This is a genomic window from Phenylobacterium sp. (genome assembly GCF_036677185.1).
Lineage (GTDB): Bacteria > Pseudomonadota > Alphaproteobacteria > Caulobacterales > Caulobacteraceae > Phenylobacterium.
This window is the reverse complement of the sequence record NZ_JAKFEN010000013.1, coordinates 254,088-279,941: the sequence shown is the minus strand read 5'-3', so window position 1 is coordinate 279,941 and position 25,854 is coordinate 254,088. Positions and strand designations below refer to the sequence as shown.

The window sequence follows — 25,854 nt, the reverse complement described above, 5'->3', positions numbered from 1 at the left end:
TCGTCGCGCGCCGCCGTGTGGCGCCGATGCACGCTCCCATGAGACGCGCCTAGAGCGCGGCGAGGACCGCGTCGCCCATTTGCGTGGTGGTGAGCGCCCCGCCCAGGTCGCGGGTGCGGGCTCCGGCCTCCAGGGCCTTCACCACCGCCGCGTAGAGCGTGTCGGCAGCCTCGGCGCGGCCCAGCGACCAGCGCAGGGCCATCTCGAAAGACAGGATGGCGGCCAGGGGATTGGCCAGGTTCTGGCCGGCGATGTCGGGCGCCGAGCCGTGGATCGGCTCATAGAGGCCGGGCTTGCCGGGCAGGCCCAGCGCCGCCGAGGGCAGCATGCCGAGCGATCCTGTGAGCTGGGCCGCGGCGTCCGAGAGGATGTCGCCGAACAGGTTGTCGGTGACCATGACGTCGAACTGCTTGGGGTTCTTGACGATCTGCATGGCGGCGTTGTCGGCCAGGATGTGCTCAAGCTGCACATCGCTGAACTCGCGCCTGTGCAGGTCGGTGACCACCTCGCGCCACAGGAGGCCGGAATCCATCACATTGGACTTCTCGGCCGAGTGGACCTTGTTGCGGCGGCCGCGGGCCAGCTCGAAGGCCACCCGGGCGACGCGCTCGATCTCCATGGTCGTATAGACCTGGGTGTCGACGGCGCGCTTGCCGCCGCCCGGCAGGTCCTCGATGAAGCGCGGCGAACCGAAATAGATGCCGCCGGTCAGCTCGCGGACGATCATCATGTCGAGGCCCTCGACCACCTCGCGCTTGAGGGTCGAGGCGTCGGCCAGGGCGTTGAAGCAGAGAGCCGGGCGGAGGTTGGCGAACACCTCCATGCCGGCGCGCAGGTTGAGCAGCCCCGCCTCGGGACGCTTGTCGCGAGGCGTCCCGGCCCATTTCGGACCGCCCACCGCCCCCATCAGCACCGCCTTGGCGGCCTTGGCGGAGGCCAGCGCCTCGTCGGTCAGGGGAACGCCGTGGGCGTCATAGCTGGCGCCGCCGAACAGCCGCTCCTCGAGTACGAGCTCCGGGGTCAGGGTCTCGGCCACGCGCCGCACCTGGGCGGTCACTTCCGGGCCGATGCCGTCGCCGGGCAGGAGAAGCAGGTCGGTCATGGTGGGGAGCCCCTCGTGGCGGTCGCGTTGCGAGGCGACGTCCTAGGGGAAGGAAGGGCTTACGGGAAGCCCGGCGCGACAACACGGCTTGACCGTTAATCATATAAAGATATGCTTATATCATTATATGAATGAGGTTCGCTCATGTCCTTCGATGTGACCCTGGTCACCTATGAAGCCCTGCCGGACGGCGGGTCCGACGATCAGCTGCTGGCGGAAGCCCTGAGCGCCACCGGCGCGCGGGTGCGGTTCGCGGTGTGGAGCGATCCGGCGGTCGACTGGTCGGCCGCGCCGGTGACGGTGATCCGCTCCACCTGGGACTACTTCCACCGGATCGCGGAATTCGCCGCCTGGCTGGACCTGGCCGCCTCGCAGACCCGGCTGGTCAACGCCCACCGGGTGCTGCGCTGGAACATGGACAAGCGTTACCTGGCCGATCTGGAGGTCCGCGGCGTCGCCGTGGTCCCGACCGTGTTCGTCCGCCAGGGTGAGAGCGTCGATCTCGCCGCCCTTTGCGCCGACCGGGGCTGGGACGAACTGGTGGTCAAGCCGACCATCTCGGGCGGCGCCTTCGGGACCAAGCGCTTCGCCGCCGGCCAGATCCCCGGCGAAGCCGCCGTTCACCTGGCCGGCCTGACGGAGACCCGCGAGGCCATGATCCAGCCCTATCTCGCCGCGGTGGAGACCGAGCGTGAGCGCTCCCTGGTCTTCCTGGGCGGCGGCTTCAGCCACGCCTTCCTGAAGTCCGCCTTCGGCATCGACTATTCCGCCTCGGTCCTCCATCGGCCAAGCGCCGAGGAACTCGCCTTCGGCCGCCGGGTGCTGGAGGCGGTGGGCGAGCCCGTGGCCTATGCGCGGGTGGACATCGTGCCCTCGGCCAAGGGTCCGCTGCTGATGGAGCTGGAAGTCATCGAGCCCAACCTGCTGATGGGGCTGGCGCCCGGCTCGGCCGAGCGCCTGGCCGGCTTGCTGCTGGGCTAGAGCGCCCGCTCGGCGGCGGTCTCGTAGAGGGTGAGCCGGCGGTCGGAGACGCCGAATTCCGGCCAATGGCCGCGCCAGATCGCCATGTGCGGCGTCTGGAAATGGGCGTCGAGGCAGGCCTGGTCGCGCCAGACCTCATAGACCCGCACCAGGCCGGGTTCGGCCACGTCCTGGGCGTAGGAATATTCAAGGCAGCCGTCCTCGGCGCGGCTGGCGGTCAGCATGGCCAGCATGTGCGGCTTGAACCGTTCCAGGTTCTCGGGCGGGATCCGCACCGTGCCGGCGATGATGAGGCTCACGCCCGTTCCAGCCAGGGCTGGCCGATGGCGCGCCGGCCTTCATAGACGTCGATGGAGCGCGCCTTCTGGAGGGTCTCGCCGATGGCGTCGAGGCCCTTCAGCATCTTCTCCTTGCGCTGCGGATCGATCTGGAAGGCGAAGCTCTTGCCCGACGGCGAGATCACCGTCTGGGCCTGGAGGTCCACCGTGACCATGTGGTTGCCGCCCTTGGCCTCCTCCATCAGGTCCTGGACCTCGTCGGGCTTGAGCACCACGGGCAGCAGGCCGTTCTGGAAGCAGTTGTTGTAGAAGATGTCGGCGAAGCTGGACGAGATCACGCAGTCGATCCCGAAATCCATCAGCGCCCAGGGGGCGTGCTCGCGCGACGAGCCGCAGCCGAAATTGTCGCCGGCCACCAAGACGCCGGCGCCCTTGTACTCCGGGCGGTTGAGGACGAAGTCCGGCTTCTCGCGGCCCTGCTCGTCGAAGCGCAGGTCGTAGAACAGGCCCTTGCTCAGCCCCTCGCGCTCCACGGTCTTGAGGAACTGCTTGGGGATGATCTGGTCGGTGTCGATATTGGCCAGGGGCAGGGGCGCGATCTTGGCGTCGAGGCGGGTGAAGGCTTTCATCGGTCGGTCGTCTCGGCGTTTTGCTGGATCATCAGGGCGGGGGCGGCCGGCACGCCCGAGCGGACGGTGAACACCTTGGTGCCCGGCTTACGGCCGGCGCGGACCTCGGAGACATCGAAACCGGCCGCGGCGATGCGAGCCCGCGCGGCGTCGGCGTCGGTCACCCGCCAGGCCAGGCCGCCGAAGCGATCGGGGGCGTCGGAGACCGGGATCTTCAGGCTGGCGGCCATCTCCACCACGGCGGACCCGGCGCGGAAGAAAAGCTGGCGCACGCCCCAGTCGGGGTTGGAACGGTCGAGCCGCAGATCGAGGCCCAGCCGGCCGGCATGGACGGCGACGGCGCGCTCGGGATTGGCGGTGTGGACCACGACATGATCGAGCAGGGGCGAAGTGGCGGCCTCGTCGCCCAGCGGCTCCGACAGCGGCCAGGTCGAGCCGTCCCGGGCCGGACCCACCAGCAGAATGTTCAGGCCGCCGGTGTCGGCCGCGTCGAGCGAGAAATTGGTCCAGTAGCGCTTGCGGCCGTCGTCATGGGTCGAACGGGTGGAGTGCGGCTTCACCGCCCCGATCCCGCGCCGGGTGACCAGGGCGTGGGCGGCCTCGGCGTCCGCCACCGTGAAGGCCATGGCCCAGATCCCCTCGCCATGGGTCTCGATATGCTTGGCGATGACGCCCCCGAAGGCGCCCTCGCCGGCCGGCGAGATGACGTCCAGCGCCATGTTGCCGAGCTGGAACCAGGCGTGGCGCGCGCCGCCGTCGCCACCGATCCAGTTCGGCGCGCGGCCCAGCAGGGCGGCATAGCCGGCGACCGCGGCGTCCAGATCGGTGACGGCGAGCGCGATATGATCGAGACCGGTGATCAACGGGTCGGTCCCGGATAGCCGCCATAGGCCGCGCCGTTCTCTTCCTCATCCTCGTCGCCCGGCCAAAGCAGGCTGGCCGCCGCATAGAGGAAGGCGGTGGTGTAGAGGATCATCAGGACCAGGAGAGCGCCGTCGATCACGATCCGCCAGGCGCGCTGGCCGAAGGGCTTGAGCACGTTCTTGCCGTCGACGGTCATGCCGATGACCTCGTTGCGCGACAGGTAGAGGTCGGCCTTCGCGCCCTTGGGCAAGCGCATCAGGGGGACGGCCTGGCCGCAGTTGGGGCGGCCGTAGCAAGGCAGGACATAGGGCTGGACGGCGTTGTCGAGGGTCAGCGCGTAGCGGGCGCGCAGGCCGCCGATGGCCTCGACCCGGGCGATCTCGCCGCTGGCCTTCTTCACGCTGCCGAAGTCGTTGAACAGGTTCGCGCCGAACGCCCACAGCCCGGCGATGATGAACGGCGCGCACATGGCCACCAGCGCCGCCTCCAGGGGACGTTCGAACCGCTCGCGTTCGCCCAGGGCCAGCTGACTCTGACGCATGCGGACGATCACGGCGACCAGGCCCGCGCCGACCACATAGAGCCCCACGGCGAGCAGCGGCGTCAGCCGCAGCCCACCGACGTCGAAGCCGTCGACGATGCCGGTGAGGATGGCGATGGCCGCGCCGAGGCCCGCGCTGAGCACCGGAAGTCCGAACCAGAGCAGAAACCGGGCTCGCGGATCCATGTCAGAGGAACTCCCGGACGTCGACGATATGGCCGGCGATGGCGGCGGCGGCGGCCATGGCCGGGCTCATCAGGTGGGTGCGTCCGCCCCGACCCTGACGGCCCTCGAAGTTGCGGTTGGAGGTCGAGGCGCAGCGTTCGCCCGGCGCCAGGCGGTCGGGGTTCATGCCCAGGCACATGGAGCAGCCCGGCTCGCGCCAGTCGAACCCGGCGGCTTTGAAGATGGCGTCGAGGCCCTCTTCCTCGGCCTGGGCCTTCACCAGGCCGGAGCCCGGCACCACCATGGCCCGCACGTGCGGCGCCACCAGGCGGCCGTGCAGGAAGGCGTGCTGCACGATCGCCGCGGCGGCGCGCAGATCCTCGATGCGGCTGTTGGTGCACGAGCCGATGAAGACGACGTCGATCCTGGCGTCGCTGATCGGCTGTCCGGCGGCCAGGCCCATATAGTCCAGCGCCCGCTCGGCCGAGGCGCGCTTGTCGGGACTGGCGAAGCTCTCGGGCGCGGGGACGGTGTCGGTCACGGCGATGACGTCCTCGGGGCTGGTGCCCCAGGTGACCAGGGGCGCGATCTTGGCGGCGTCCAGCCGGACTTCGCGGTCGAAGACGGCGTCGTCGTCGGAATAGAGCGTCTTCCAGTAGGAGAGCGCCATCTCCCAGGCGGCCCCCTTGGGCGCGGCCGGGCGGCCCATCATGTAGTCGAAGGTCTTCTGGTCGGGCGCCACCAGGCCCGCGCGGGCGCCGCCCTCGATGGTCAGGTTGCAGAGCGTCATCCGGCCTTCCATCGAGAGGCCGCGGATGGCCTCGCCGGCGAATTCGATGACCGAACCCGTGCCGCCGGCGGTGCCGATCGCGCCGATGACGGCCAGGGCGAAGTCCTTGGCGCCGACCCCAGGCGCGGGAGCCCCGTCGATGGTGACCCGCAGGTTCTTCGACTTCTTCTGGCGCAGGGTCTGGGTGGCCAGCACATGCTCGACCTCCGACGTGCCGATCCCCTGAGCCAGGGCCCCGAAGGCGCCGTGGGTGGAGGTGTGGCTGTCGCCGCAGACGATGGTCATGCCCGGTTGGGTGCGGCCCTGCTCGGGGCCGACCACGTGGACGATCCCGTTGCGGATATCGCCCATGGGGAAGAACTCGATGCCGTTGTCCTTGACGTTGCGATAGAGCGTCTGGAGCTGCAGGCGGGCCTCTTCGTCGGCCACGGCGTCCACGCCGAGGCCTTGACCTTCGGTGGGGATATTGTGGTCGGCGACCGCCAATGTGCGGTCCGGACGCCGCACGGGACGATGGGCCGCGCGTAGGCCGGCGAAGGCCTGCGGCGTGGTCACCTCGTGGATCAGGTGCAGATCGATATAGAGAATCGCCTCCCCGTCGGTCTCGTCGACCACGTGGGAGTCCCAGATCTTGTCGTAAAGCGTCTTTCCAACCATGGCCGCATCTAGTTCCGCGGGGGCCCCAAAGTCCAGCAGCCGCAATTGCCGAGCGAGCCGGATCGGTTATTCATGCGGGCATGGCATCAACCGACTGGGACCTGTTCCAGACCCTGCACGCCGTCCTCGAGGCCGGCTCGCTCTCCGCCGCAGCCCGCGCGCGGGGGCTGACCCAGCCGACGCTCGGGCGCCACATCGACGAGCTGGAACGACGCCTCGGCGCGCCGCTGTTCCTGCGCAGTCCGCGGGGCCTGATCGCCACCGACCTGGCCAACGAGCTGCGACCGCACCTGGAGGACATGTCCTCGGCCGCCGCCGCGGCCCTGCGCGACGCCTCGGGCGCCGACGGGATCGGCGGTACGGTGCGGGTCACCGCGAGCGAGATCATGGGCGTGGAGGCCATGCCCGAGATCCTCACGGAGTTCCGCATCGCCCACCCGACCATCGACATCGAGCTGGTGCTGACCAACCGCAACGAAGACCTGTCGCGCCGTGACGCCGACATCGCCGTGCGCATGGCCCGGCCGACCCAGAACACCCTGGTCGCCCGCCGGGTCGGCGAGCTGCATTTCGGCTTTTACGCCACCGCGGAGTACCTGGAGCGGGCGGGGACGCCCAAGTCCCTGGACGACCTCGATGACCACACCATCATCGGCTACGACAAGCGCGACGTCAGCGTCCCGGGCGGGCTCGACATCGGCCGGCCGATCAGCCGCGAGATGTTCGCACTGCGTAGCGACAACGACATCGCCCAGGTCGCCTTCCTGCGGGCCGGTTACGGCATAGGGGTCTGCCAGCATCGGCTGGCCGAGCGCAGTGGCCTGGTCCAGGTGCTGCCGGGGACTTTCGCCTTCAAGCTGGAGATCTGGATCGCCATGCACGAGAACCTGAAGGGCAGCCGGCGGATGCGCCTGATGTTCGACCACCTGGCCGAGCGGCTGACGGTGTTCTCGGCCGCCAGCCGGTGAGCCGGCTCCCAGCCTTTCCCGTGCGCGGCGGCTGTGCTTGCGGCGCCGTGCGGTATGAAGTCCTGTCGAGCCCGCCCGTCACCTTCGCCTGCTGCTGCACCGACTGCCAGACCCTGACCGGATCCGGGTTCAGCTTGGCCATGGCGGTGATGCGTGAGCATTTCAGAGTCACCAGGGGCGAGGTCGCCACCTGGATCCGCAGATCAGAAGCGGGGAACGAGATCCCGCAGAACATCTGCGCCCATTGCGGGGTGCGGCTCTACAGCGAGCCCTACTGGGGGCCGCAGACCGTGACCGTGCGAGCCGGCACCCTCGACGAGGCTGGCTGGGTGCAGCCGGCCGCAGCCTATTATCTGCGCAGCAAGGCGCCTTGGCTCAGCTTTCCGGAGGGTACGCTGCTCTACGACACGGTTCCCGACGACATCATGCCGGTGGCGCGTCGCTGGCGGGAAATTTGCGAAGGCTAGTAAGGCTCCCTCGACGGTCGTTGCGCGTCTTTCCTTCCTTCGCTCGTCATGGCCGGCCTTGTGCCGGCCACCCATAAACTCCGAGGTTCGGGGCCTGCCTGGAGCGTTCGCGCGTATGGGTCCCCGGGACAAGCCCGGGGATGACGAAAATAGTTGGAATGGATTGGCCCGCTGAGCCCTACCAGGTCTCCCCGAACGGCGGCGCCTCGGCCAGGAATCTCCGGGCGCTCCTCGGCTGCTGGCTGAGGTGGAAGACCTCGCCGGCGATGTCGTCCGGGGCGATGAAATAGTCGTCCGGGGACGATCACAGGCATTCGCGTTGGCTCAGGCCTTCAGCGGCTCGGCCGTCGTCGGGGCGCGGTAGGTGTGAATGGGGCGAATCTCGATCGCCCAGCCGAACTGTTCGCCGGCGGACACCTGAATGCTGGGGTGTTTGGAGGCTACGGCGATGGCCTCTTCAAAGTCGCGGGCCTCGATGACGAAGGCGCTTCCGATGAGCGCGCGGGACTCGACCACACGGCCCTGGGTGACGCTCGCGACACCATCCACCCTGCGGACGGATCTGGTTTCGACCTCGAGGCCAAGGTCGAGGAGCACCTGTCCGGTCGCGTGGAGATCATCGAGGTGCGGCCGGCACTGCGCCATGATGGCGTCGATCTCGGGCCTGGGGAGCGCGTCCATCTTGGCCGCGTCGTAGTAGCCGAGGCAGAGAAACCTCATTCGATGCCCTTTGCATTGGAAGGGAGCCCGGCTCCCCGGGCTCAGGGTGCGCAGCGCCGCGGTCTTTGCCTCAGTGCCCGTGGTCCGGCGACCCGTCCGACCAGTTCGGCACCGGCACGATAAAGACCGACAGCGGCTCGATGCTGCTGGCGCCGCCGATAACCGGGCTGCCAGGGAGGTTCGCGCCCCAAGTCTCTGGCTGGGCGCGCGGCACGTAGAACATCAGGTGGGCGCGCCAAGGGCCGGCGGCGGCGTCGTCGGTGTAGCCGTGCTTCGACATCATGTAGCACATGGCCCCCGGCTCGGGCGGCGGGATGGCGCCGCTGGCCAGCGCGTCCCTGGTCTTGGACGCCATCTCCTCGACCGATATCCCCGACAGCACCCAGGACGTGCGCATCAGATAGGTCGGCAGCACGGTGCGAGCCGAGGCGGGATTGAAGCAGATCGGCGCTCGGGCCTTTGGGTTCCAGAACTCGGCGGAGCCAAAGTCGTTGGCCCAGGACCGCTGGACGATGCAGCTGAACCCGTTCGACCCCTTGGCCGCGGTCTCATAGCCCTTGTCGCCCAGCACCAGCACCTCGGCCTTGTCGGAGACCGACGCCGGTGCGGCGCTGCGCGCCATGGCGATCTCCTCGGCCCGGCTCTGGGTCCGATAGGCGCTGAGCGGGGCCATCGCGGGGTAGGGGCCCGCCGTGGGTTGGGCCTGGGCGAGCCCGCCGGCGGACATCGCGCCAGCCAGGATCAGGACCGCGCCGGCGGTCGCCGCGCGAGCCCGAGAACCAATTGTCTGCATCGCCTTCAGGATCCCCTTAGGATGGTTGAGATGGGTCGCCATCAAAGCTGGCCGAGCCGGCCAACGAGCTTGGTCATCGATCCGGTCCAGCCCTGCTCGTGGCTCGCGAGGGAAGCTTCGTTCTTGAGGTCGGCGTGGGTGAAGGTGAGTTCGGTTCCCCCCGCGATAGGCGCCAGATCGCATTCGATGCGCGAGACGCGACCGAACTCCTCGGGCTCGCCGCCGAAAACATAGCGCCAGGTCATGGCGACGCGGTGCGGCGGGGCGACTTCCAGATATTCCCCGCAGACCTCGTGCTCCTGCCCGTCCAGGGTCTTGAAGCGGACGCGGAACGACCCGCCGACCCGGGCGTCGATCTCGGCCAGGATCACAGGCAGGTCGTCAGGTCCCCACCATGCGCTGACGCCGTCGGCTGTCGTCAGGGCGTCGAAGACGATGGCGGGGCGGGCGCGAATACGCCGCACCAGAGTCAGGCTGGTGGTCATTCGCCTTCGGCCCTGGCCCCAGCCTGGGCTTCCTTGGCTTCCGCGTAGGCCGCGAGGCGGTCCAGGGCCGGCGACCAGAACCGCTCATATCGGCTCAACCAGTCACGCGCCTCGCGAAGTGGCTGGGGCGAAAGGCGGACCGCCACCGTGCGACCCTGCTTGGAGCGGGAGATCAGACCGGCGTCCGACAACACGTCGAGGTGCTTCATCACCGCCGGGAGCTTGATGGGAAACGGCTCGGCGAGCGCCGTGATCGAGAGCGACTCGGCTTGCTCAAGCCGCGTCAGGATCGCCCGCCGCGTGGGGTCGACCAAGGCGGCGAAAACGCGATCAAGGTCTCTGTGTTGATAGTTCACCATGTAGAGAACTGATAAGATCGACCGAGCCTTGTCAATAGGACTCCGTGCCGAGCGGAAACGAAAGCGGCGGCCGTGTCGCCACGGCCGCCGCTGGAAGATCGTTGAGTCCGAAGGGTCTAGTCTTCGGCGGCTTCCGGAGCCGCTTCGGCCTTGTCGACCTTGGCGCCCATCTGGCGCTCGGCGATCCGGGCCGACTTCCCGCGACGGTCGCGCAGGTAATAGAGCTTGGCGCGACGGACGACGCCGCGACGCTTCACCTCGATGGAGTCGATGTTCGGCGAGTGGATCGGGAACACACGTTCCACGCCCTCGCCGAAGGAGATCTTGCGGACGGTGAAGCTCTCGTTGATGCCGCCGCCCTGACGGGCGATGCAGACGCCTTCGTAAGCCTGGACGCGCTCGCGCTCGCCTTCCTTGATCTTCACATTGACGCGGACGGTGTCGCCCGGCTGGAAGTCCGGAATGGCGCGGGTGGCCAGGAGGCGGTCGCGCTCTTCTTTTTCGAGCTGCTGGATGATGTTCATCGGTCTGATCCTTTCGGGCTTGATCGCCCTTTGCCTGTTATTTGGCGGGACGCCGCGCCCAGAGGTCCGGACGCCGTTCCCGCGTGGTCTCTTCCCGCTGGGCCTGCCGCCACTTCCGAACCTCGGCGTGGTGGCCTGAAAGCAGCACATCGGGAATGTCGAGCCCTTCGAACGTCCGCGGTCGCGTGTACTGCGGATGCTCCAGGAGCCCGTCCTCGAAACTCTCTTCACTCAAGCTCTCAGCCTGGCCGAGGACGCCGGGCACGAGCCTTACGCACGCTTCGATCGTCACCAGAGCCGCCGCCTCGCCACCGGCGAGCACCGCGTCGCCGACGGCGACCTCTTCGAACCCCCGGGCGTCGAGCACCCGCTGGTCCACCCCTTCGAACCGGCCGGCCAGGACGATCAGTCCAGGCCCGTCAGCCCACTCTCGAACGCGCGCCTGGGTCAGGGGCCGACCCCGGGCGCTCATGTACAAAAGCGGCCGTCCTCTTTGGTCCACGCTGTCCAGCGCAGCCGCGATGACGTCCGCCCGCATTACCTGTCCCGGGCCGCCACCCGCGGGGGTGTCGTCGAGGAAGCCGCGCTTATCCTTGGAAAATCCCCGAATGTCCACTGTTTCCAAGGTCCAAAGCCCAAGCTCGCGCCAGGCCGTGCCGATCAGCGACACGCCGAGCGGCCCCGGAAAGGCCTCGGGAAACATGGTGAGAACGGTGGCGTCGAAGGACATGGTGCGGCTTTTGGACCAAACGCCGCGGGTTTTCCACCTGCCCCTCAAACTTGCCGCCGCGGCGCTATGGGCCTAATCCGGGGTCCTTTCGCACCGCAGCATATTCCGAGACCGATTATGGACACCCCCGAGAGCCTGCCCGAGACCCTGTCGCTGGAGCGCCTGGAGGTGAACCTGTTCCGGGGCGTCAGTCCGGAATTCGGTCCGCCGCGCATCTTCGGCGGCCAGGTGATCGCCCAGTCGCTGCTGGCGGCCTACGAGACGGTCGAGGACCGGGTCTGCCACTCGCTGCACTGCTACTTCATCCGGCCGGGCGATCCGCGCATCCCCATCGTCTTCGACGTGGACCGCTCGCGCGACGGCGGCAGCTTCACCACCCGCCGCGTGGTGGCGATCCAGGGCGGCAAGCAGATCTTCAACCTGGCCGCCTCGTTCCAGGTGGCCGAGACGGGCTTCGAGCACCAGACGCCGATCCCTGCCGTGCCCGGCCCGAACGACCTGCCCGACGAGTCCGAAGCGCAGAAGAAGATGATGGCCAAGATGCCGGAGGAGATGCGCAAGATGATGTCGCGTCCCCGGCCCATCGAGATGCGGCCGGTGGACGGCGACCTGTTCGGCGCCGCCGCCAAGGGCCCCAAGCCTGCGACCCAGGATGTCTGGTTCCGGGCCCGGGCTCCGATCGGGTCGGACCCGCACATGCATCAGGTGATCCTGGCCTACGCCTCCGACATGAACATGCTGTCGACCGCCATGCGGCCGCACGGGGTGCAGTGGCAGACCCCGGGCTTCCAGTCGGCCAGCCTCGACCACGCCATGTGGTTCCACCAGCCGTCGAACTTCAACGAATGGCACCTCTATACCCAGGACAGCCCCTCGGCTTCGGGCGGTCGCGGCTTCGTGCGCGGCGCGATCTACAACGAGGCCGGGGTGCTGGTCGCCTCGACGGCCCAGGAAGGCCTGATCCGGATGCGGAAATAGGCCGCTATTGGGGCCGCATCTGCTCGATGGCGGCCCGCAAGGCTGGGGCCGAGACCGGCTTGGCCACCACGAGGGCGTCGGGAACCGTCGCGCGGATGCGTTGCAGCACCTCGCCGGCGCCGTAGGCCGTCACGAAGACGATCCGCGCGTTGGTCGCGAGGCGAGCCTGTCGCGCGGCCTCCACGCCGTCCATCTCACCGATCAGGTTCACATCCATGAGGATGAGGTCGGGGCGGAGCGAGGTGGCCAAGGCCACGGCCTGGGCGCCCGTGGCGGCGATGGCGCAGACCTCGAAGCCGAAGTCCTCGATCAGGGACTCCAGGCTCATGGCGACGATCGCCTCGTCCTCTACGATCAGGACACGGAGCGCCTGGGTCGCCGGGGCGCCCTGAGTGTGTGAATGCGGCCGGGGCGCGGGCGCCGCGTGGAGGGCTTGCTGGGTCGAAGACATCAAACCGTCGCTCGAAGTCATGCCGATACGGGTTCCGGGAATTCGAATCGATAACACACGCCCTCGGCGGCGAACTCAATCTCGACCTCGCCGCCGAGATCGCGCTGGGCGGTGGCCTCGATCAGCTTCGCGCCGAACCCGCGCCGGGTGGGCGTCTGCAATCCGCGGAGACCGGTCTCGCGCCACTCCAGCCCGATCGTGCGCGGGCTGGCGGCCGACACCGACCATTCGATCGCGATCTTGCCGTCGGCCGTGGAGAGCGCGCCGTACTTGGTGGCGTTGGACACCAGCTCATGCAGGATCATGGTCACCGCCAGGGCCGCCTTGGGCGACAGGACCACGCCATGGCCGTTGGTCTCCAGCCGCGCCTGGCCCTCCGCGACATAGGGTTGGACGATCTCGCGGACGATCTCTTCCAGGGAGGTCGTGCGCCACCGGCTCGCGGTGACCAGGCTGTAGCCGCGCGCGAGCGCGGTCAGGCGGGCCGAAAAGGCGGACTGGAAGGACTCCAGGGAGTCCGCGCGGCGGGCGGTCTGGTCGGCCATGCCCATGACCACCGCAAGCATGTTCTTGGCGCGGTGGTCGAGCTCGGCCAGCAGCAGGGTCTGGCGCTCCTGCACCGCACGGCGCTCCAGCACCCGGCCGACCTGTTGGCCGAGGACACCAACGATATGCATCAGCCGAGCGTCCGGCTCGGCGGCGTCGCGGCTGAAGAACTCGAGCACCGCGGCCACCTCGCCGCCGCTCATGATCGGAAAGCCGAACGCCGAGCGCACGCCGAGGTCGTCGGCCAGCCACGCCCGCGGAAAGGCGTCGGGGTCGTTGACCTCGAAGATGGCGCAGGGCTCGCGCGTGCTCCAGATCCGGCCGGGCAATCCCTCGCCGGGTCCGAAGGTCGTCTTGGAGGTGACGGCCCTCAGGACGGCGAACTCGTCGGGGTCGCCGCACCAGATCATGGTCGGCGCCAATTTCGGGAGCGGGCCCTTGGCCGGGAGGTAGGCGTGTCCGGCGGGCCAGCCGGTTAGTTCGCAGACAGAATCCAGGCAGAGCCGCAGGATATCGTCGAGCGACTCGGTCTCGGCCGCCAGGGTGGTCACGCGGTTGAGCAGTTCCGCCTCGCGCGCCTGGCGCTGCAGGAAGGATTCGTGCCGCCATCGCTCGGAGATGTCGCGGACAAACCCGAGGAAAAGCACCGCGCCGGCGACCCTCACCGGCGAAATCGACAGCTCGATGGGGAACTCCTCCCCCGAGCGGTTCAGGGCGGTGACCTCGATCCGGCGGCCGAGCAAGGGGCCCTCGCCGGTGGCGAGGAACCGTTCGAGCCCCTTTCGATGCGCCTCGCGCAGCGTCCTGGGAATGATCAGATCGGCCAGGGGTTCGCCGACCGCCTCCGCCCGGGTCCAGCCGAAGATCACCTGCGCCTGATGGTTCCAGTCCCGCACGATGTCGTCGTCGCCCATGACGATCACCGCATCGAGGGCGGTGTCCAGCACCAGGGGAAGAAACTCGACGCTCTCGGCCGCGAGCGGCGCGCGCAGCGGTTTGGGACTCATCAGGCCGGCCTCTTGCGACGCATGCGACGTCCAGGTTGTAGCACCAGGACACCCAAGGATTGAAATTGGCCGCCGGATCCCCGGGCGTCACAGCGTCGCGGGCGTGGTGTCCAGGATCTCCATCCGCGTGCCGCCGGTCGCGAGCCTGCGCGCGGCCTTGACGAAACCGATGGCGTCGGCGCGGGCGAAGTGGGTCTTCAGCGCCTCGAGGTCGGCCCAGCGCTCGACGAAAACCAGCCGGAGGGGCGCCTCGCAATCCACATGGACGTTGTGGGACCGACAGCCCGGCTCGGCGCGTGAGCGGACCGAATGGTCGACGCAGAGCTGGCGCAGTTCGTCGAAGGTCTCGGGCTTGGCGTCCACCGCGCCGGTCACCAGGATCATGGAGCCTCCTTCGCCATTGTTCCGACTAAGCCCCATCTCGGTCGGCGCGCAAACCGGCCAATGGGTGTAGCGTCCGCCCATGGATGACCTGACGAGCGGCCAACTGGAAGCCCTGCGCGACCTGGCCCGGAAAAAGACCGGGGCGGCGGTGCCGTTTGTCAATATCAGCGCGGCCCGGGCCCTGACCGACCTCGGCCTGGCCGAGCGCAGCCAAGAGGGTTGGGACATTACGCCGGCGGGCGCGGCCTATCTGGCGCGGCAGGGCGGACCGCCCTCGGGCGCCTAGGGCTCGTCGCGGCCTTCGTTGGGGTCGGCTTCGATGACCGCCGGCGGGGCGGCGATGACCTTGCCCTCGGCGAGGCGGACCTCGGGAACAGCTTCGCGGGTGAAGGGCAGCCACCAGCTCTGGCCGGCCCGGGGCTGGATCTCCAGCAGGTCGCCCGCGCCGAAGTCCCGGACGTCCTTGACCTTGCCCAGCGGCTCGCCGGCGGCGGTCTCGACCGCCAGCCCGATCAGATCGGCCAGATAGAACTCATCCTCCTCGGGCTCGGGCAGGACATCGCGGGCGATGAACAGTTTCAGGCCGCGCAGGGCCTCGGCGGCGTTGCGGTCATCACAGCCCTTTACGCGGGCGACGATCCCGCCCTTCGCGGGGCGGGCCGAGGCGATGACCAGGCCGGGCGAGCCGTCCTGGCGCATCAGGTTCTTGTAGTCGGCCACCGCCATGGGATCGGCGGTGTAGGTGGTGATCTTCAGTTCGCCGCGGACGCCATGGGCGCCCCCGACCTGGGCCACGAGGAGGAGCTGGTCGCTCACGCGGGGGCTCCTCCTCGCACCATGGGGTCTTAGCCTTCGGCCTTGTCGGCGTCGGCTTCGGCGGCCGGAGCTTCCTCGGCGGCGGCTTCAGCGGCCGGGGCCTCTTCAGCAGCGGCTTCGGCGGCGGGAGCTTCCTCGGCGGCGGGGGCCTCTTCAGCGGCGGCTTCGGCGGCCGGAGCCTCCTCGGTCACGGCTTCGGCGGCGGGAGCTTCCTCGACCACCGGTTCCGGCTCGGGCGGACGGGCGGCGGCTTCGGCGGCGGCGGCGGCCAGGTCGGCCTCGCGCTTGGCGCGCTCTTCCACGCGTTCCTTGGCCTTCTGGCCGGGCTCACCCTTCTTCGGGTTGTTGCCGTGCTCCCACTTCACCACGCCCTCGTTGGAGAGGAAGCGGGCGACGCGGTCGGTGGGCTGGGCGCCCTTGCCGATCCATTCCTGGATGCGCTCGACCTTAAGGGTGACGCGGTTGCCGTCTTCCTTCTTGAGCATCGGGTTGTAGGTCCCGACCTTCTCGATGAAGCGGCCGTCGCGGGGCGAGTGGCTGTCGGCGACGACGATGGAATAGTAGGGGCGCTTCTTGGCGCCGCCACGGGCGAGACGGATCTTCAGCATGGGTAGTCCTTTGTAAGATCTAGGATTTCTTGAAGGGATTGAAGACCGAGGGCATGTTCATGCCGCCCAGTCCCGGGAGTTTCGGAGGTTCCGGCGCGCCGAGATTGGCGGCCAGGCCGCCGGGCTTGCCCGCCAGCCTGCCCAGCTCCTCGAGCTGTTTGGTGTCGGGCGGAGGCAGCTTGCCGCCGCCCAGGGCCTTGAGACGGTCGGAACCGCCCCCGCCGCCGATCATGCCGGCCATGCGCGCGAAGCCCTTGCCGCCGTCGCGGCTCATCATCTTGAAGGCGTCGGCCATCTGCCGGTGCTGCTTCAGCAGCCGGTTGACGTCGGCCACGTCCACCCCGGCGCCGGCGGCGATGCGGCGCTTGCGCGAGGCCTGCAGGATGTCGGGCTTCTTCCGCTCGGCCTTGGTCATCGACGAGATGATCGCCGACTGTCGGTCCAGGGTCTTGTCCGAGACATTGGCCTCGGCCATCTGCTTCTTGATCTTCTGGACGCCGGGCAGCAGGCCCATCAGGCCTTCCATGCCGCCCATCTTCTTCATCTGGGCGAACTGGTCGGCCATCATGTCCAGGTCGAACTGGCCCTTGGCGAGCTTGCGCGCCATGGCCTCGGTCTTGGCCTGGTCCAGGTCCTGGGCGGCCTTCTCGACCAGGGCCACCACGTCGCCCTGGCCCAGGATCCGCCCGGCCACCCGGCGGGCGTCGAACACGTCCAGGCCGTCGATCTTCTCCGAGACGCCCAGATACTTGATCGGCAGGCCGGTGACCGCGCGCATGGAGAGCGCCGCCCCGCCCCGGCCGTCACCGTCGGCTCGGGTCAGGACCAGGCCGGTGAGCGGCAGGCGTTCATGGAAGGCCTTGGCGGTGCGCACCGCGTCCTGGCCGGTCAGGCTGTCGGCCACCAGCAGGGTCTCGGACGGGGTCGAGATCCGCGCGATCTCGGCCGCCTCGCTCATCATCGCCTCGTCGAGCGTGGTGCGCCCGGCGGTGTCGAGGATGAGGATGTCGTAGCCCTGCAGCCTGGCGGCCGTCATGGCCCGCTTGGCGATGTCGGTCGCCATCTGGCCGGCGACGATGGGCAGGAATTCCGCGCCGGCTTGCTTGGCCAGCATGCCCAGCTGTTCCATGGCGGCCGGACGACGGGTGTCCAGCGAGGCCAGCAGGACCTTCTTGCGGTCCTTGACCAGCTTCAGGGCGAGTTTGCCGGCGGTGGTGGTCTTGCCCGAGCCCTGCAGGCCGGCCATCAGGATGACGGTCGGCGGGTTGAGGCTGATGTTCAGCCCCTCGGCGGCGTCGCCGCCCAGCATCTCCACCAGGCCGTCATAGGTGATCTTGACCACCTGGTCGGCGGGGCGGATCGAGCGGATCACGTCCTCGCCGGAGGCGCGTTCCTTGGCCTTGGCGATGAACTCGCGGACGACGGGCAGGGCGACGTCGGCCTCGAGCAGGGCCACGCGCACCTCGCGCAGGGCCTCGTCGATGTCCTTTTCCGAGAGCACGCCCCGCCCGGAGAGGCGGTCGAAAACCCCGGATAGCCGATCTGTCAGCGCGTCGAACAAGCGGTCGCTCCTGGAGGCCCAAACGCAATCGACCCCCGTGGACGATCACGTCGACGGGGGGCCTCGCCGCCCTCGTCCCGCATCAGTCAGCGGGGGTCGTGGCGGTGGAGGGCGCGATTGCTCTGCGCCGGAAGGGGCGGCTTATGCGCCGAAGGGGGGCGAAGGTCAAGGCGAGCGGGCCTGACGTTGCTCCGTCAGTCGGCCATCCGGCCGACAGCCCCCCAGAGGGGGAGCAACTGGAAGGCAGATGACCTTTACGCCGTCGGGAAGCCCTTGTTCCGCAGGTAGGGCTTCACGTCCACGTCGCGGCCCATGAGCTTGCGATAGGCGATCTCCGGGTCGACCGAGTTGCCGATGCTCATGACGTTGGCGCGCAGCTTGGCGGCCATGGGCTTGTCGTACATGCCGCCCGGCGAGCGCTTGAAGGCGTCGACCACGTCCAGCGCCAGGGTTTCCGACCACAGGTAGCTGTAATAGCCGGCGGAATAGCCGTCGCTGGCGAAGACGTGCTGGAACTGCGGGGTGCGGTGACGCATGACCAGCTCGCTGGGCATGCCCAGCTTGGCGAGCTCCTCGCGCTCGAAGGCGTCGGGATCGATGTCCACGTCGCCGGCCAGGTGCAGCTTCATGTCGATGATCGCCGAGGAGAGGTACTCGGTGACCTCGAAGCCCTGGCGGAAGGTCGAGGCCTTTTCCAGCTTCTCCACCAACTCGGCCGGGATCGGCTTCCCGGTCTTGTGGTGCAGGGCGTAGGTGTTGAGGACCTGCGGGGTCGGCAGCCAGTGCTCGTTGATCTGGCTGGGGAACTCCACATAGTCGCGGGCCACCGCCGTGCCCGAGAGCGAGGGATAGGCCACGTCGGAGTTCAGGCCGTGGATGGCGTGGCCGAACTCGTGGAACATGGTCTCGGCGTCGTCCCAGGAGATCAGCACCGGCTCGCCGGGCGCGCCCTTCACGAAGTTCGAGTTGTTGGAGACGATGGTCGTCACCGGCTTGTCGAACTTCTCCTGGTCGCGATAGGCGTTCATCCAGGCGCCGGAGCGCTTGCCGGCCCGGGCATAGGGGTCGAAGTACCAGAGGCCTTGGTGCTTACCGTCGCGCTTGACCTCCCAGACGCGGATGTCTGGGTGGGCGACGGGGAGGTTCGAGATCTGCTCGAACTGGAAGCCGTAGACCTGGCCCGCGGCCCAGAACATGCCCTCGCGCAGCTTCTCCAGCTGCATGTACGGCTTCACCGCGTTCATATCGAGGTCGTAGCGGTCGGCCCGGACCTTCTCGGCGTAGAACCGGTAGTCCCAGGGCTCGATGCGGTGGCCGGCCTTCTCCCTGTCGGCGATGGCCTGCATCTCGGCCACCTCTTCCTTGACCCGCGCGATGGCCGAGGGCCAGACGCGAAGCATGAGCGCCATGGCGGCCTCCGGCGTCTTGGCCATGGCGTTCTCGAGCCGCCAGTGGGCGTGGGTCGGATGGCCCAGCAGCTTGGCCCGCTCGACCCGCAGCTTGAGGATCTTCTTGATATTGGCGTTGTTGTCCTTGGCGTCGCCGTTGTCGCCGCGGCTGTAATAGGTGCGCCAGACCTTCTCGCGCAGGTCGCGGCGGGTGGAATAGGTCAGGAACGGATCCATCGAGGAGCGGGTGTTGAGGATCGCCCACTCGCCCTCGTGGCCGCGATCCTTGGCCCCCGCGGCGGCCGCGGCGCGGACGTCGTCGGGCAGGCCCGCCAGTTCGCTCTCGGTGCGTAGGTAGAGGACGTAGTCGGTCTCATCGGCCAGCAGGTTCTGGGTGAAGCTGGTGAACAGGCCGGCCAGTTCCTGATTGATCTCGGCGACCCGCTTCTTGTCGGCGGGCGAGAGGCGGGCGCCGGCGCGCACGAAGCGGTTCCAGTAGAGCCAGGACAGGCGCTGTTGCTCGGGAGTCAGCTTGGCGCGGGCCTCGTAGACCGCCTCGATGCGCTTGAAGAGCTTCTCGTTCTGCAGGGTCTCGTCGCTGTGGGCCGAGAGCCTGGGCGACATCTCCTTCTCGATGGCGCGCAGCTCGGGCGTCGAGAGCGTGCCCGACCAGACGCCGTAGAAGGTGCCCACCCGGTCGCCCATGTCGCCGGAGCGTTCCAGGGCCGCGATGGTGTTCTCGAAGGTCGGCGGCGCCTTGCTGTCGGCGATGGCGTCGATCTCGGCCCGCTCGGTCTTCATGGCCAGTTCGAGGGCGGGCTTGAAGTCGGCGACGGCGATCTTGTCGAAGGCGGGCACGCCGCCATAGGGCCCGGTCCAGGCTGCGGTGATCGCGCCGGTCGACCCTTGGGCGAAGGCGGCGGCGGGCAGCGTCGAGGCGGCGATGGTCGCGCCCGAGGCGGCAAGGAAAGTGCGCCGTTTCATGGAGTCTCCCGAGAGTTCGTTCAGAGTCGGCGGGACCTTAGGGTCAACCTTGCTGAACGTCACATGACGGGATGGTAATGTGGCGCCTAGGCAGGCGTCCGCCGGGCGGACTCGGCGCACGTGCGGCTGATCTGGTGGGCCTCGTCGTCGGGCAGTCCGCAGGCGATGAGCAGCAGGGCCACGACCTGGGTCCCGTGGTCCGGCGGGGCGTCGCCGCGGAAGATGTCGCGCTGGGCCATGCGGAAGGCGCCCACGACGATGTTGCGCGCGGCGACCACGTTGGCGGACTTGCTGAATCGCCCCTGTTCGACCCCTCGCAGGAAGAGGGCGTCGAACCGCGCCGCGAAGCTTGGATCGGTCGGGGCGCCGGACTCGCTCAGCCGCAGCGCCATCCACCCCTGGACCGGGTCGGCGGTGAAGGTGGCCAGGATGTGGTGCAGCACCGTGGCGAAACGGACGGCGACGTCCTGGTGCGGCGGCACGGGCCCGAGGGCCTGGACCATGGCCGAGGAGACCCGGGCGTTGAGGGCGATGATCAGGTCGCCGATCGCGGGGAAGTAGTTGTAGAAGGTGCCGCGCGAAACGCCGGCCGCGGCGACGAAGTCCTCGATGGACGCGGCCTCCGGCCCCTTGCGGGAGATGACTTCCGTCGCCGCGTCGAGCAGGCGCTCGCGCGTCTTCGCGCGGCGATTCTCCGCGGTGGCGGCCCGGGCCTCCAGATTGACCCGCATGGGACGGCGTTCGGTCAGGCAGCCTCGGGCAGGTACTGTTTCACGGCGTTGGCCGCGGCGAGCGAGAGCGGATCGCTCTGCATCTCCAGGGCGGCGATCTCCTGCTGCAGGGCCGCGCTGATCTCGCGATGCGACAGGGGGGACAGATAGAGCAGGGCCTTGGTGGTGGCCCGCGCCAGCGCCAGCGCTGTCTGCAGGTCCACCTCGACACCGACGACCCAGGTGGAGGCCGGGTCGTCCAAAGACAGGTCGCGATTGGCGGCCAAAGGATAGCTCATAAGAAATCTCGGCGGATGACGACGCGTAAAACTCCACGGGCAGGAGCGTCCTGGGCCGCCCGTCGCGACCCTGACTTGGCCACGTCTCAATTACTTCGGGCTGACGACTATGTCAGGCTGACATCGGTGTCAATTCGAAATATCGAGATTCGCTGAACGAAGTCATCAAGCCGCTCATGGACGCCTGAACGGCGCCCGGCTACATCGGATTCATGGCCATTGGCATTTTCGATTCCGGCGTGGGCGGTCTTTCCGTCCACCGTGCGCTCGTAGAGCGCCTCCCCTCCGCGGACTTCGTCTATCTGGCCGATCAGGCCAACGCTCCCTACGGCGGGCGCGAGGGCGAGAACATCGTCGACCTGACCCGGGCCGGCTGCGAGCGGCTGTTCGCCGAGGACTGCGACCTCGTCGTCCTGGCCTGCAACACCGCCTCCGGGATCGCCCTGCGCCGGCTGCAGCAGACCTGGCTGCCGGGCTACCGCAAGCAGTTGGGGCGGCCGGTGAATATCCTGGGCATCATCGTACCGACCATCGAGGCGGCCACGGGCCTACCCTGGGAGCACGAGGCCGATCGCCGTGGCGACAAGATCGAGAAGCTGGACGTGCTGGCGGTGTTCTCGACGCCGGCCACCGCCCGCTCGCGCGTTTATGAGATCGAGATCGACAAGCGCCGCCAGGACGTGGCGGTGTTCTCCGAGGCCTGCCCGAACCTGGCGCCGATGATCGAGGCCGGCGCCGGCGACGCCGAGCTCGCCGCCGCCATCAAGGGCCACGTCGAGGCCATCAGCCGGCGGATCGGCCGCGCGCCGGACCGAGCGATCCTTGGCTGCACCCACTATGAGATCGTCGCCGACATGTTCCGCGCGGCGTTGAAGCCGGGCACCCCGCTGATCCATCAGCCCGACGCCACGGCCGACGCCCTGGAGGGCTATCTCGCCAAGCACCCGGAATATCGGGCGGGCAAGGGTGGCTCCCGGCGGTTCCTGACCACCGGAAAGCCGGGCGCCCAGTCCAGCCTGGTGGAGACTTTCTGGGGCGGACCGCTAAGCTTCGAGAAAGCTTAGGGAGCTGACCTGATGAAGATCGAATGGGCCGCCGTGTTGATCCTGTCGTTCGCGCCTCTCGCCGCGCAGGCGGAGGTGGTCGAGCGCACCGAAGCGGGCTTCCGCACGAAGAGGACCGTCGAGATCGCCGCCTCGCCGGACAAGGCCTATGCGGCTCTTGGGCAGATCGGGTCGTGGTGGGACGGCGCCCACACCTATACCGGCAAGGCGTCCAACATGACCGTCAAGCTGGAGGCCGGGGCCTGCTTCTGCGAGGCTCTGCCCGGCGGCGGCGTGCGTCACGGCGTGGTCGCCCTGGCCTGGCCCGACCAGCACACCCTGCGCCTCGACGCGGCCCTCGGCCCCTTGCAGGATGAAGGCGCGGCCGGGGCCCTCACGTTCCAAATCTCGCCGAAGGCCGGCGGCGGCTCGACGGTCACCGTCACCTATCACGTGGGCGGCATGCGCCCCGCCGCCGCCAAGGCCTTCGCCGACCCCGTCGACCAGGTGATCGGGACCCAGGCGGTAAGGTTCGGCAAGTTCGTGGACACCGGCAAGCCGGACTAGGAGGCGGAGGCCGCCGCGGTCAGCACGGCGTCGAGCCGCGCGCCTTCCAGATAGAGGTCCAGACTCGGCGACGGCGGCGCGCCGGCGCTCTGCACGGCGTCGGCCTGGCGGGCGCCGAGCACGGTGGTGATCGGAACGACGCCGCTCCAGGCGCCCCAGGTCTCGTCCTCGGCGAGGCGGTTGACGCCGCCAGCCCGGACCTTCGCTGACGCCTCTTCGATGGTCATCTCCACGAGGCCGATCAGCTTGATCTCGTTGTCCAGGGCCGGGCGCAGTTCGGCCGAACGGTTCGGATAGAGCCGGTCGATGAAGGCGCTCATCGCCGCGCGCCGCGCCTCCAGCCCCTCGACCATCCGCGCCGTGCCGAAGGCCATGACCGAGCGGTAGTTCATCGAATGGGCCAGGCCCGAGCGCGCCAGGACCAGGCCGTCCATGTGGGTGACGGTGACACAGACCGGCAGGCCCGCACCCTGGGCGCGGATCATCCGGCTGGCGGCCGACCCGTGCCAGTAGAGCTTGCGCCCCTCCCGCCAGAAGGTGGTGGGCGTGACCAGGGGCTCACCGTCCAGGACATAGCCCACGTGGCAGAGGACGGCCGCATCGAGGATCGCGTAGACGCTCGCCTCGTCATAGGCGGCCCTGTCGGGCTTGCGCCGTGCCCTGGACCGGACGGTGGGGTTGAAGGTCTCGCTCATCTCAGGCTCCGTTCGAACATCCCGGTAGAGGCGATGCGGTCTGACTGATAGGTCCAGTTTCTGCTGGTCGGTCAGACCACTTTCCGGCATGATCGACCCATGAGCTGGGCCGACATCTATCCCTGGAGTCCGCCGGAGCCGGGCGAACCGGTGGTCCGGCGCCTGTACGACCAGGTGCGCGGGGCGATCCTGTCGGGGGCGCTCAAGCCTGGCGGCCGCCTGCCGTCGAGCCGCGACTTCTCGACCCGGCTGGGGGTGGCGCGGGCCTCGGTGGTGGCCGCCTACGACCTGCTGTTGGCCGAGGGCTATGCGGTGGGCCGCGCCGGCTCGGGCACCTATGTCTCCAGCGACCTCAGCGGGGTGATCGACGTCAAGCCGCAGGCGCCGCCGACCTCCGCCCCGCCGCCGCCGATCCCGGCCCGGGCGCGGATTCTGGACGAGATCACCTTTCCCACGCCCCAGGCCGAGCCCCGGTTGTTCGCCACCGGCCGCACCCTGCTGGACGCGCGCGCCCTGGACGCCTGGTCGGTCTCGACGCGGCGGGCCCTTCGTACGCTCGGGCCGGTCCACTTCGGCTATTCCGACGCCGCCGGCGAACGGCCCCTGCGCGAGGCGATCACCGACTATCTGCGCGCCGCCCGCGGGGTGGTCTGCGACCCGGACCAGGTGATCGTCACCTCAGGCGCCCAGCATGCGGTGGACATAGCCGCGCGCCTGCTGCTGCACCCCGGCGACCGGGTCTGGATGGAAGATCCGGGCTATCCGGCGACCCTGCACGCCCTCACCTCGGCGGGGGTGGTGGTCCAGCACGTGGCTGTGGACCGGTCAGGCCTGGTCGTCTCCGAGGGCGTCGCCGCGGCGCCCGACGCGCGGGTGGTGTTCGTGACGCCGTCGCATCAGTATCCATTGGGGGTGACGCTCTCGATGGCGAGGCGGCTGGAGCTGCTGGCCTGGGCGCGGGAGACCGGCGCCTGGATCGTCGAGGACGACTACGCTTCGGAGTTCCGTTACGCCGGCCCGCCCCTGGCTTCCCTGCAGGGCCTCGATGGCGGCGAGCGGGTGATCTATGTGGGCACGCTCAACAAGGCGCTCTTCCCCGGCCTGCGGATGGGCTACGCCGTCGTGCCCAAGGCGCTGGCCACCGCCTTCGCCAACGCCCGCCAGGTGATCGATCGCCAGCCGCCGACCCTGACCCAGGCCATCTTGCTGGACTTCATGCGCGAGGGCCATTTCGCCGCCCACATCCGCCGCCGCCGGCTGGCCGATAAGGCCAAGCGCGACGCGCTCGCCACAGCCCTGACCGAGCAGATGGGCGACGTCTTCGAGGTCCACGTCCCGGACCAGGGGATGCACCTGATCGCCTATTTCAAGGACGGCCGCTCGGACCTCGACGCCGAGGCGGCGGCGGACCGGGCGGGGATCTATGTGCGCGCCATCAGCCGGCTCTATCGCGCCGTGGAGCCTCGGTCAGGGTTGATGCTGGGCTTCTCCGGCTTTCCGGCGCGCATCATGGCCGGCGGCGTGGCGCGGTTGAAGAAGGCGCTGAGCTAGGCCGCCGCGGCGGCTTCGCCCGCGATCACGCGGCCGACGGCGTTGACGACCGAGGCGATGCGCAGGGCCGCCTGGATGCTGGTGTTGGGCACGCCGTGCTTCTTCAGCTCGGCCTCGTGGGCGTCCAGGCACATGCCGCAGCCGTTGATCGCCGAGACGGCGGTGGACCAGAGCTCGAAGTCGACCTTCTCCACGCCGGGATTGGCCAGGACGTTCATCCGCAGCTTGGCGGGCAGGGTCTTGTACTCGCCGTTCGAGAGCAGGTGCAGCGAGCGGTAATAGACATTGTTCATGCCCATGATCGCCGCCGCGGCCTTGGCGCCGGTCTTGGCCTCATCGGTCAGGCCCGCGGCGGTCGCCGCGGCCTCGATGGCCTTGACCACGGCCGGCACGCCGACCGCGTGCGCCGAGGCGACGAACGCGCCCCATTTCTGCTGGTCGCTGAGCAGGGTCTCGGCGGCCAGGCTCGAGAGGTTCAGGCTCAGATCCTTGGCATAGGCGGGCAGGGTCTCGCGCAGGGCGTCGAGCGACATGGGACGGCTCCGGAAATCGGGAAATTGGGGGGTCCGGGGCGCGCGGGAGACCGCGCGCACCCGGACCGGAAGGCCAGCCTTAGGGGGCTGGAGGGAGAAACCTAGGCGGCCTTCAGGGTTTCGCCGCCAACCGAGCGGTTGCACGGGCAGAGTTCGTCGGTCTGCAGGGCGTCCAGCACCCGCAGGGTGTCGGCCGGGGCGCGGCCGACGTTCAGGTTGGTGACGTAGACGTGCTGCACGACATTGTGCGGATCGACCACATAGGTGGCGCGCAGGGCGACGCCCTCTTCCTCGTTGAGCACGCCGAGCGCGCGGGCGAACTTCCCGGAATTGTCGGCGAAGTTCCAGATCGGCAGGCTGTTCAAGTCCGGGTGCTCCCGGCGCCAGCCCAGCTTGGAGTGCTCATTGTCGGTCGAGCCGCCCAGGACCACGGCGTCGCGTTCCTCGAACTGGCTGTTCAGGCGGGCGAACTCGGCGATCTCGGTCGGGCAAACGAAGGTGAAGTCCTTCGGATAGAAGAAGATGACCTTCCACTTCCCCGGGAAGCTGTCCTGGGTGACGGTCTCGAAGGCGCTCTCGCCGTTCTCTTCGTGACGGTTGAACTTGGGCTTCACGCCCACGACCTTGAAGTCCGGCAGTTTTTCGCCAACGCCCAGCATCAGTCTCTCCTTGAAAAAACA

At 68.8% G+C, this 25,854-nt stretch carries 32 protein-coding genes; 8 read left to right on the top strand and 24 right to left on the bottom strand.

All coding sequences use genetic code 11. The features are described 5' to 3' along the window. Window positions 1–49 precede the first annotated feature (49 nt). Entirely contained in the window at window positions 50–1,102 is a 1,053-nt protein-coding gene (leuB, locus tag V6M51_RS05040; RefSeq protein WP_332765180.1) for a 3-isopropylmalate dehydrogenase, read from the bottom strand. A gap of 144 nt (window positions 1,103–1,246) precedes the next feature. On the opposite strand from leuB, the gene V6M51_RS05035 reads away from it, so the two are divergent. Continuing rightward, window positions 1,247–2,083: an ATP-grasp domain-containing protein gene (locus V6M51_RS05035; protein WP_332765178.1), complete on the top strand. Its 837-nt coding sequence runs from the start codon at window positions 1,247–1,249 to the stop codon at window positions 2,081–2,083. Here V6M51_RS05035 and V6M51_RS05030 read toward each other — a convergent pair. The 5 genes from V6M51_RS05030 to leuC are packed head-to-tail and all read right to left on the bottom strand — an operon-like array spanning window position 2,080 to window position 6,007. Further along, on the bottom strand, window positions 2,080–2,382 hold the full coding sequence (locus V6M51_RS05030) for a putative quinol monooxygenase (protein WP_332765176.1): 303 nt from the start codon (window positions 2,380–2,382) through the stop codon (window positions 2,080–2,082). The genes V6M51_RS05035 and V6M51_RS05030 overlap by 4 nt on opposite strands. Further along, window positions 2,379–2,990 (bottom strand): 3-isopropylmalate dehydratase small subunit, encoded by a 612-nt coding sequence (gene leuD, locus V6M51_RS05025; RefSeq protein WP_332765174.1) that lies wholly within the window; start codon window positions 2,988–2,990, stop codon window positions 2,379–2,381. Before leuD ends, V6M51_RS05030 begins: the two co-directional genes overlap by 4 nt. Next, window positions 2,987–3,853 carry a VOC family protein gene (locus V6M51_RS05020; protein ID WP_332765173.1) on the bottom strand — a complete coding sequence of 289 codons (867 nt, stop codon included), beginning with the start codon at window positions 3,851–3,853 and terminating at the stop codon, window positions 2,987–2,989. Before V6M51_RS05020 ends, leuD begins: the two co-directional genes overlap by 4 nt. Next, a complete protein-coding gene (locus tag V6M51_RS05015; RefSeq protein WP_332765172.1) occupies window positions 3,850–4,581 on the bottom strand; it encodes a hypothetical protein in 732 nt (243 codons plus the stop codon). The genes V6M51_RS05020 and V6M51_RS05015 overlap by 4 nt, the downstream gene beginning before the upstream one ends. Window position 4,582: 1 nt before the next feature. Then, on the bottom strand, window positions 4,583–6,007 hold the full coding sequence (gene leuC, locus V6M51_RS05010; protein WP_332765170.1) for a 3-isopropylmalate dehydratase large subunit: 1,425 nt from the start codon (window positions 6,005–6,007) through the stop codon (window positions 4,583–4,585). Between the two features lie 80 nt (window positions 6,008–6,087). On the opposite strand from leuC, the gene V6M51_RS05005 reads away from it, so the two are divergent. Further along, the gene (locus V6M51_RS05005; protein ID WP_332765169.1) at window positions 6,088–6,975 is read left to right on the top strand and encodes a LysR family transcriptional regulator; all 888 of its coding nucleotides are present in this window, start codon (window positions 6,088–6,090) and stop codon (window positions 6,973–6,975) included. Beyond that, window positions 6,972–7,442 carry a GFA family protein gene (locus V6M51_RS05000; RefSeq protein ID WP_442957653.1) on the top strand — a complete coding sequence of 157 codons (471 nt, stop codon included), beginning with the start codon at window positions 6,972–6,974 and terminating at the stop codon, window positions 7,440–7,442. The genes V6M51_RS05005 and V6M51_RS05000 overlap by 4 nt, the downstream gene beginning before the upstream one ends. 324 nt (window positions 7,443–7,766) lie before the next feature. On the opposite strand, the gene V6M51_RS04995 is transcribed toward V6M51_RS05000, so the two are convergent. The 6 genes from V6M51_RS04995 to trmD all read right to left on the bottom strand — a co-directional run bounded on the left by V6M51_RS04995 (window position 7,767) and on the right by trmD (window position 11,053). Further along, complete coding sequence (locus V6M51_RS04995) at window positions 7,767–8,162, bottom strand: YciI family protein (RefSeq protein WP_332765166.1); 396 nt, start codon at window positions 8,160–8,162, stop codon at window positions 7,767–7,769. A gap of 70 nt (window positions 8,163–8,232) precedes the next feature. Continuing rightward, window positions 8,233–8,997, bottom strand: coding sequence for a hypothetical protein (locus V6M51_RS04990; protein ID WP_332765164.1), 765 nt, complete (start codon window positions 8,995–8,997; stop codon window positions 8,233–8,235). Beyond that, complete coding sequence (locus V6M51_RS04985; RefSeq protein WP_332765162.1) at window positions 8,997–9,440, bottom strand: SRPBCC family protein; 444 nt, start codon at window positions 9,438–9,440, stop codon at window positions 8,997–8,999. The genes V6M51_RS04990 and V6M51_RS04985 overlap by 1 nt, the downstream gene beginning before the upstream one ends. After that, window positions 9,437–9,799 (bottom strand): ArsR/SmtB family transcription factor, encoded by a 363-nt coding sequence (locus tag V6M51_RS04980; RefSeq protein WP_332765160.1) that lies wholly within the window; start codon window positions 9,797–9,799, stop codon window positions 9,437–9,439. Before V6M51_RS04980 ends, V6M51_RS04985 begins: the two co-directional genes overlap by 4 nt. A 116-nt stretch (window positions 9,800–9,915) precedes the next feature. Continuing rightward, a complete protein-coding gene (rplS, locus tag V6M51_RS04975; RefSeq protein ID WP_332765159.1) occupies window positions 9,916–10,323 on the bottom strand; it encodes a 50S ribosomal protein L19 in 408 nt (135 codons plus the stop codon). Window positions 10,324–10,360: 37 nt separating this feature from the next. After that, window positions 10,361–11,053: a tRNA (guanosine(37)-N1)-methyltransferase TrmD gene (gene trmD / locus V6M51_RS04970; protein WP_332765157.1), complete on the bottom strand. Its 693-nt coding sequence runs from the start codon at window positions 11,051–11,053 to the stop codon at window positions 10,361–10,363. Window positions 11,054–11,170: 117 nt separating this feature from the next. Between trmD and V6M51_RS04965 the strand changes: the two genes are divergently transcribed. Next, the gene (locus tag V6M51_RS04965) at window positions 11,171–12,031 is read left to right on the top strand and encodes an acyl-CoA thioesterase (RefSeq protein ID WP_332765155.1); all 861 of its coding nucleotides are present in this window, start codon (window positions 11,171–11,173) and stop codon (window positions 12,029–12,031) included. Between the two features lie 4 nt (window positions 12,032–12,035). Here the strand turns inward: V6M51_RS04965 and V6M51_RS04960 are convergent, their stop codons facing one another. The 3 genes from V6M51_RS04960 to V6M51_RS04950 form a co-directional block, all read right to left on the bottom strand. Continuing rightward, on the bottom strand, window positions 12,036–12,482 hold the full coding sequence (locus tag V6M51_RS04960; RefSeq protein WP_332765153.1) for a response regulator: 447 nt from the start codon (window positions 12,480–12,482) through the stop codon (window positions 12,036–12,038). Window positions 12,483–12,499: 17 nt separating this feature from the next. After that, window positions 12,500–14,035: a sensor histidine kinase gene (locus V6M51_RS04955; RefSeq protein WP_332765151.1), complete on the bottom strand. Its 1,536-nt coding sequence runs from the start codon at window positions 14,033–14,035 to the stop codon at window positions 12,500–12,502. 87 nt (window positions 14,036–14,122) lie between these two features. Next, the gene (locus V6M51_RS04950; protein ID WP_332765149.1) at window positions 14,123–14,419 is read right to left on the bottom strand and encodes a putative quinol monooxygenase; all 297 of its coding nucleotides are present in this window, start codon (window positions 14,417–14,419) and stop codon (window positions 14,123–14,125) included. Window positions 14,420–14,498: 79 nt separating this feature from the next. Here V6M51_RS04950 and V6M51_RS04945 point away from each other — a divergent pair, with 79 nt between their 5' ends. Further along, the gene (locus tag V6M51_RS04945) at window positions 14,499–14,705 is read left to right on the top strand and encodes a hypothetical protein (RefSeq protein WP_332765147.1); all 207 of its coding nucleotides are present in this window, start codon (window positions 14,499–14,501) and stop codon (window positions 14,703–14,705) included. Here V6M51_RS04945 and rimM read toward each other — a convergent pair. The 6 genes from rimM to V6M51_RS04915 form a co-directional block, all read right to left on the bottom strand. Continuing rightward, complete coding sequence (rimM, locus tag V6M51_RS04940; protein ID WP_332765145.1) at window positions 14,702–15,235, bottom strand: ribosome maturation factor RimM; 534 nt, start codon at window positions 15,233–15,235, stop codon at window positions 14,702–14,704. The genes V6M51_RS04945 and rimM overlap by 4 nt on opposite strands. A gap of 29 nt (window positions 15,236–15,264) precedes the next feature. Then, a complete protein-coding gene (gene rpsP, locus V6M51_RS04935; RefSeq protein WP_332765143.1) occupies window positions 15,265–15,843 on the bottom strand; it encodes a 30S ribosomal protein S16 in 579 nt (192 codons plus the stop codon). Window positions 15,844–15,862: 19 nt separating this feature from the next. Beyond that, window positions 15,863–17,404, bottom strand: coding sequence for a signal recognition particle protein (gene ffh / locus V6M51_RS04930; protein WP_332765141.1), 1,542 nt, complete (start codon window positions 17,402–17,404; stop codon window positions 15,863–15,865). Window positions 17,405–17,658: 254 nt separating this feature from the next. Next, complete coding sequence (locus V6M51_RS04925) at window positions 17,659–19,776, bottom strand: M3 family metallopeptidase (protein ID WP_332765139.1); 2,118 nt, start codon at window positions 19,774–19,776, stop codon at window positions 17,659–17,661. A gap of 86 nt (window positions 19,777–19,862) precedes the next feature. Next, the gene (locus tag V6M51_RS04920) at window positions 19,863–20,507 is read right to left on the bottom strand and encodes a TetR/AcrR family transcriptional regulator (RefSeq protein WP_332765137.1); all 645 of its coding nucleotides are present in this window, start codon (window positions 20,505–20,507) and stop codon (window positions 19,863–19,865) included. 14 nt (window positions 20,508–20,521) lie between these two features. Further along, the gene (locus V6M51_RS04915; protein ID WP_332765135.1) at window positions 20,522–20,785 is read right to left on the bottom strand and encodes a hypothetical protein; all 264 of its coding nucleotides are present in this window, start codon (window positions 20,783–20,785) and stop codon (window positions 20,522–20,524) included. A 212-nt stretch (window positions 20,786–20,997) separates the two neighbouring features. On the opposite strand from V6M51_RS04915, the gene V6M51_RS04910 reads away from it, so the two are divergent. Together V6M51_RS04910 and V6M51_RS04905 are read left to right on the top strand one after the other, a co-directional pair. Beyond that, complete coding sequence (locus V6M51_RS04910) at window positions 20,998–21,849, top strand: glutamate racemase (protein WP_332765133.1); 852 nt, start codon at window positions 20,998–21,000, stop codon at window positions 21,847–21,849. Between the two features lie 12 nt (window positions 21,850–21,861). Further along, window positions 21,862–22,395 carry an SRPBCC family protein gene (locus tag V6M51_RS04905; protein WP_332765131.1) on the top strand — a complete coding sequence of 178 codons (534 nt, stop codon included), beginning with the start codon at window positions 21,862–21,864 and terminating at the stop codon, window positions 22,393–22,395. On the opposite strand, the gene V6M51_RS04900 is transcribed toward V6M51_RS04905, so the two are convergent. Then, window positions 22,392–23,090, bottom strand: a complete 699-nt coding sequence (locus tag V6M51_RS04900; RefSeq protein WP_332765129.1) for a pyridoxamine 5'-phosphate oxidase family protein — start codon at window positions 23,088–23,090, stop codon at window positions 22,392–22,394. The two genes, V6M51_RS04905 and V6M51_RS04900, sit on opposite strands and share 4 nt — an antisense overlap. Before the next feature lie 99 nt (window positions 23,091–23,189). Here V6M51_RS04900 and pdxR point away from each other — a divergent pair, with 99 nt between their 5' ends. After that, the gene (gene pdxR / locus V6M51_RS04895) at window positions 23,190–24,641 is read left to right on the top strand and encodes a MocR-like pyridoxine biosynthesis transcription factor PdxR (protein ID WP_332765128.1); all 1,452 of its coding nucleotides are present in this window, start codon (window positions 23,190–23,192) and stop codon (window positions 24,639–24,641) included. On the opposite strand, the gene V6M51_RS04890 is transcribed toward pdxR, so the two are convergent. Together V6M51_RS04890 and V6M51_RS04885 are read right to left on the bottom strand one after the other, a co-directional pair. Then, on the bottom strand, window positions 24,638–25,174 hold the full coding sequence (locus tag V6M51_RS04890) for a carboxymuconolactone decarboxylase family protein (RefSeq protein WP_332765127.1): 537 nt from the start codon (window positions 25,172–25,174) through the stop codon (window positions 24,638–24,640). The genes pdxR and V6M51_RS04890 overlap by 4 nt on opposite strands. A 101-nt stretch (window positions 25,175–25,275) precedes the next feature. After that, window positions 25,276–25,833, bottom strand: coding sequence for a peroxiredoxin (locus V6M51_RS04885; RefSeq protein WP_332765125.1), 558 nt, complete (start codon window positions 25,831–25,833; stop codon window positions 25,276–25,278). Window positions 25,834–25,854: the final 21 nt, after the last annotated feature.

Bases quoted from the DNA above. Each gene is read 5' to 3' on its own strand.
- V6M51_RS04995 (WP_332765166.1), bottom strand. From the start codon at position 8,162: ATGAGGTTTCTCTGCCTCGGCTACTACGACGCGGCCAAGATGGACGCG.
- V6M51_RS05005 (WP_332765169.1), top strand. From the start codon at position 6,088: ATGGCATCAACCGACTGGGACCTGTTCCAGACCCTGCACGCCGTCCTC.
- V6M51_RS04915 (WP_332765135.1), bottom strand. From the start codon at position 20,785: ATGAGCTATCCTTTGGCCGCCAATCGCGACCTGTCTTTGGACGACCCG.
- V6M51_RS04920 (WP_332765137.1), bottom strand. From the start codon at position 20,507: ATGCGGGTCAATCTGGAGGCCCGGGCCGCCACCGCGGAGAATCGCCGC.
- V6M51_RS04890 (WP_332765127.1), bottom strand. From the start codon at position 25,174: ATGTCGCTCGACGCCCTGCGCGAGACCCTGCCCGCCTATGCCAAGGAT.
- rplS (WP_332765159.1), bottom strand. From the start codon at position 10,323: ATGAACATCATCCAGCAGCTCGAAAAAGAAGAGCGCGACCGCCTCCTG.
- V6M51_RS04960 (WP_332765153.1), bottom strand. From the start codon at position 12,482: ATGTCTTCGACCCAGCAAGCCCTCCACGCGGCGCCCGCGCCCCGGCCG.
- V6M51_RS04885 (WP_332765125.1), bottom strand. From the start codon at position 25,833: ATGCTGGGCGTTGGCGAAAAACTGCCGGACTTCAAGGTCGTGGGCGTG.
- V6M51_RS04945 (WP_332765147.1), top strand. From the start codon at position 14,499: ATGGATGACCTGACGAGCGGCCAACTGGAAGCCCTGCGCGACCTGGCC.
- rpsP (WP_332765143.1), bottom strand. From the start codon at position 15,843: ATGCTGAAGATCCGTCTCGCCCGTGGCGGCGCCAAGAAGCGCCCCTAC.
- V6M51_RS05015 (WP_332765172.1), bottom strand. From the start codon at position 4,581: ATGGATCCGCGAGCCCGGTTTCTGCTCTGGTTCGGACTTCCGGTGCTC.
- V6M51_RS04905 (WP_332765131.1), top strand. From the start codon at position 21,862: ATGAAGATCGAATGGGCCGCCGTGTTGATCCTGTCGTTCGCGCCTCTC.
- V6M51_RS05035 (WP_332765178.1), top strand. From the start codon at position 1,247: ATGTCCTTCGATGTGACCCTGGTCACCTATGAAGCCCTGCCGGACGGC.
- V6M51_RS04910 (WP_332765133.1), top strand. From the start codon at position 20,998: ATGGCCATTGGCATTTTCGATTCCGGCGTGGGCGGTCTTTCCGTCCAC.
- trmD (WP_332765157.1), bottom strand. From the start codon at position 11,053: ATGTCCTTCGACGCCACCGTTCTCACCATGTTTCCCGAGGCCTTTCCG.
- V6M51_RS04955 (WP_332765151.1), bottom strand. From the start codon at position 14,035: ATGAGTCCCAAACCGCTGCGCGCGCCGCTCGCGGCCGAGAGCGTCGAG.
- V6M51_RS04900 (WP_332765129.1), bottom strand. From the start codon at position 23,090: ATGAGCGAGACCTTCAACCCCACCGTCCGGTCCAGGGCACGGCGCAAG.
- leuB (WP_332765180.1), bottom strand. From the start codon at position 1,102: ATGACCGACCTGCTTCTCCTGCCCGGCGACGGCATCGGCCCGGAAGTG.
- leuD (WP_332765174.1), bottom strand. From the start codon at position 2,990: ATGAAAGCCTTCACCCGCCTCGACGCCAAGATCGCGCCCCTGCCCCTG.
- V6M51_RS04985 (WP_332765162.1), bottom strand. From the start codon at position 9,440: ATGACCACCAGCCTGACTCTGGTGCGGCGTATTCGCGCCCGCCCCGCC.
- V6M51_RS04965 (WP_332765155.1), top strand. From the start codon at position 11,171: ATGGACACCCCCGAGAGCCTGCCCGAGACCCTGTCGCTGGAGCGCCTG.
- V6M51_RS04925 (WP_332765139.1), bottom strand. From the start codon at position 19,776: ATGAAACGGCGCACTTTCCTTGCCGCCTCGGGCGCGACCATCGCCGCC.
- pdxR (WP_332765128.1), top strand. From the start codon at position 23,190: ATGAGCTGGGCCGACATCTATCCCTGGAGTCCGCCGGAGCCGGGCGAA.
- V6M51_RS04990 (WP_332765164.1), bottom strand. From the start codon at position 8,997: ATGGCGACCCATCTCAACCATCCTAAGGGGATCCTGAAGGCGATGCAG.
- leuC (WP_332765170.1), bottom strand. From the start codon at position 6,007: ATGGTTGGAAAGACGCTTTACGACAAGATCTGGGACTCCCACGTGGTC.
- V6M51_RS04950 (WP_332765149.1), bottom strand. From the start codon at position 14,419: ATGATCCTGGTGACCGGCGCGGTGGACGCCAAGCCCGAGACCTTCGAC.
- V6M51_RS04980 (WP_332765160.1), bottom strand. From the start codon at position 9,799: ATGGTGAACTATCAACACAGAGACCTTGATCGCGTTTTCGCCGCCTTG.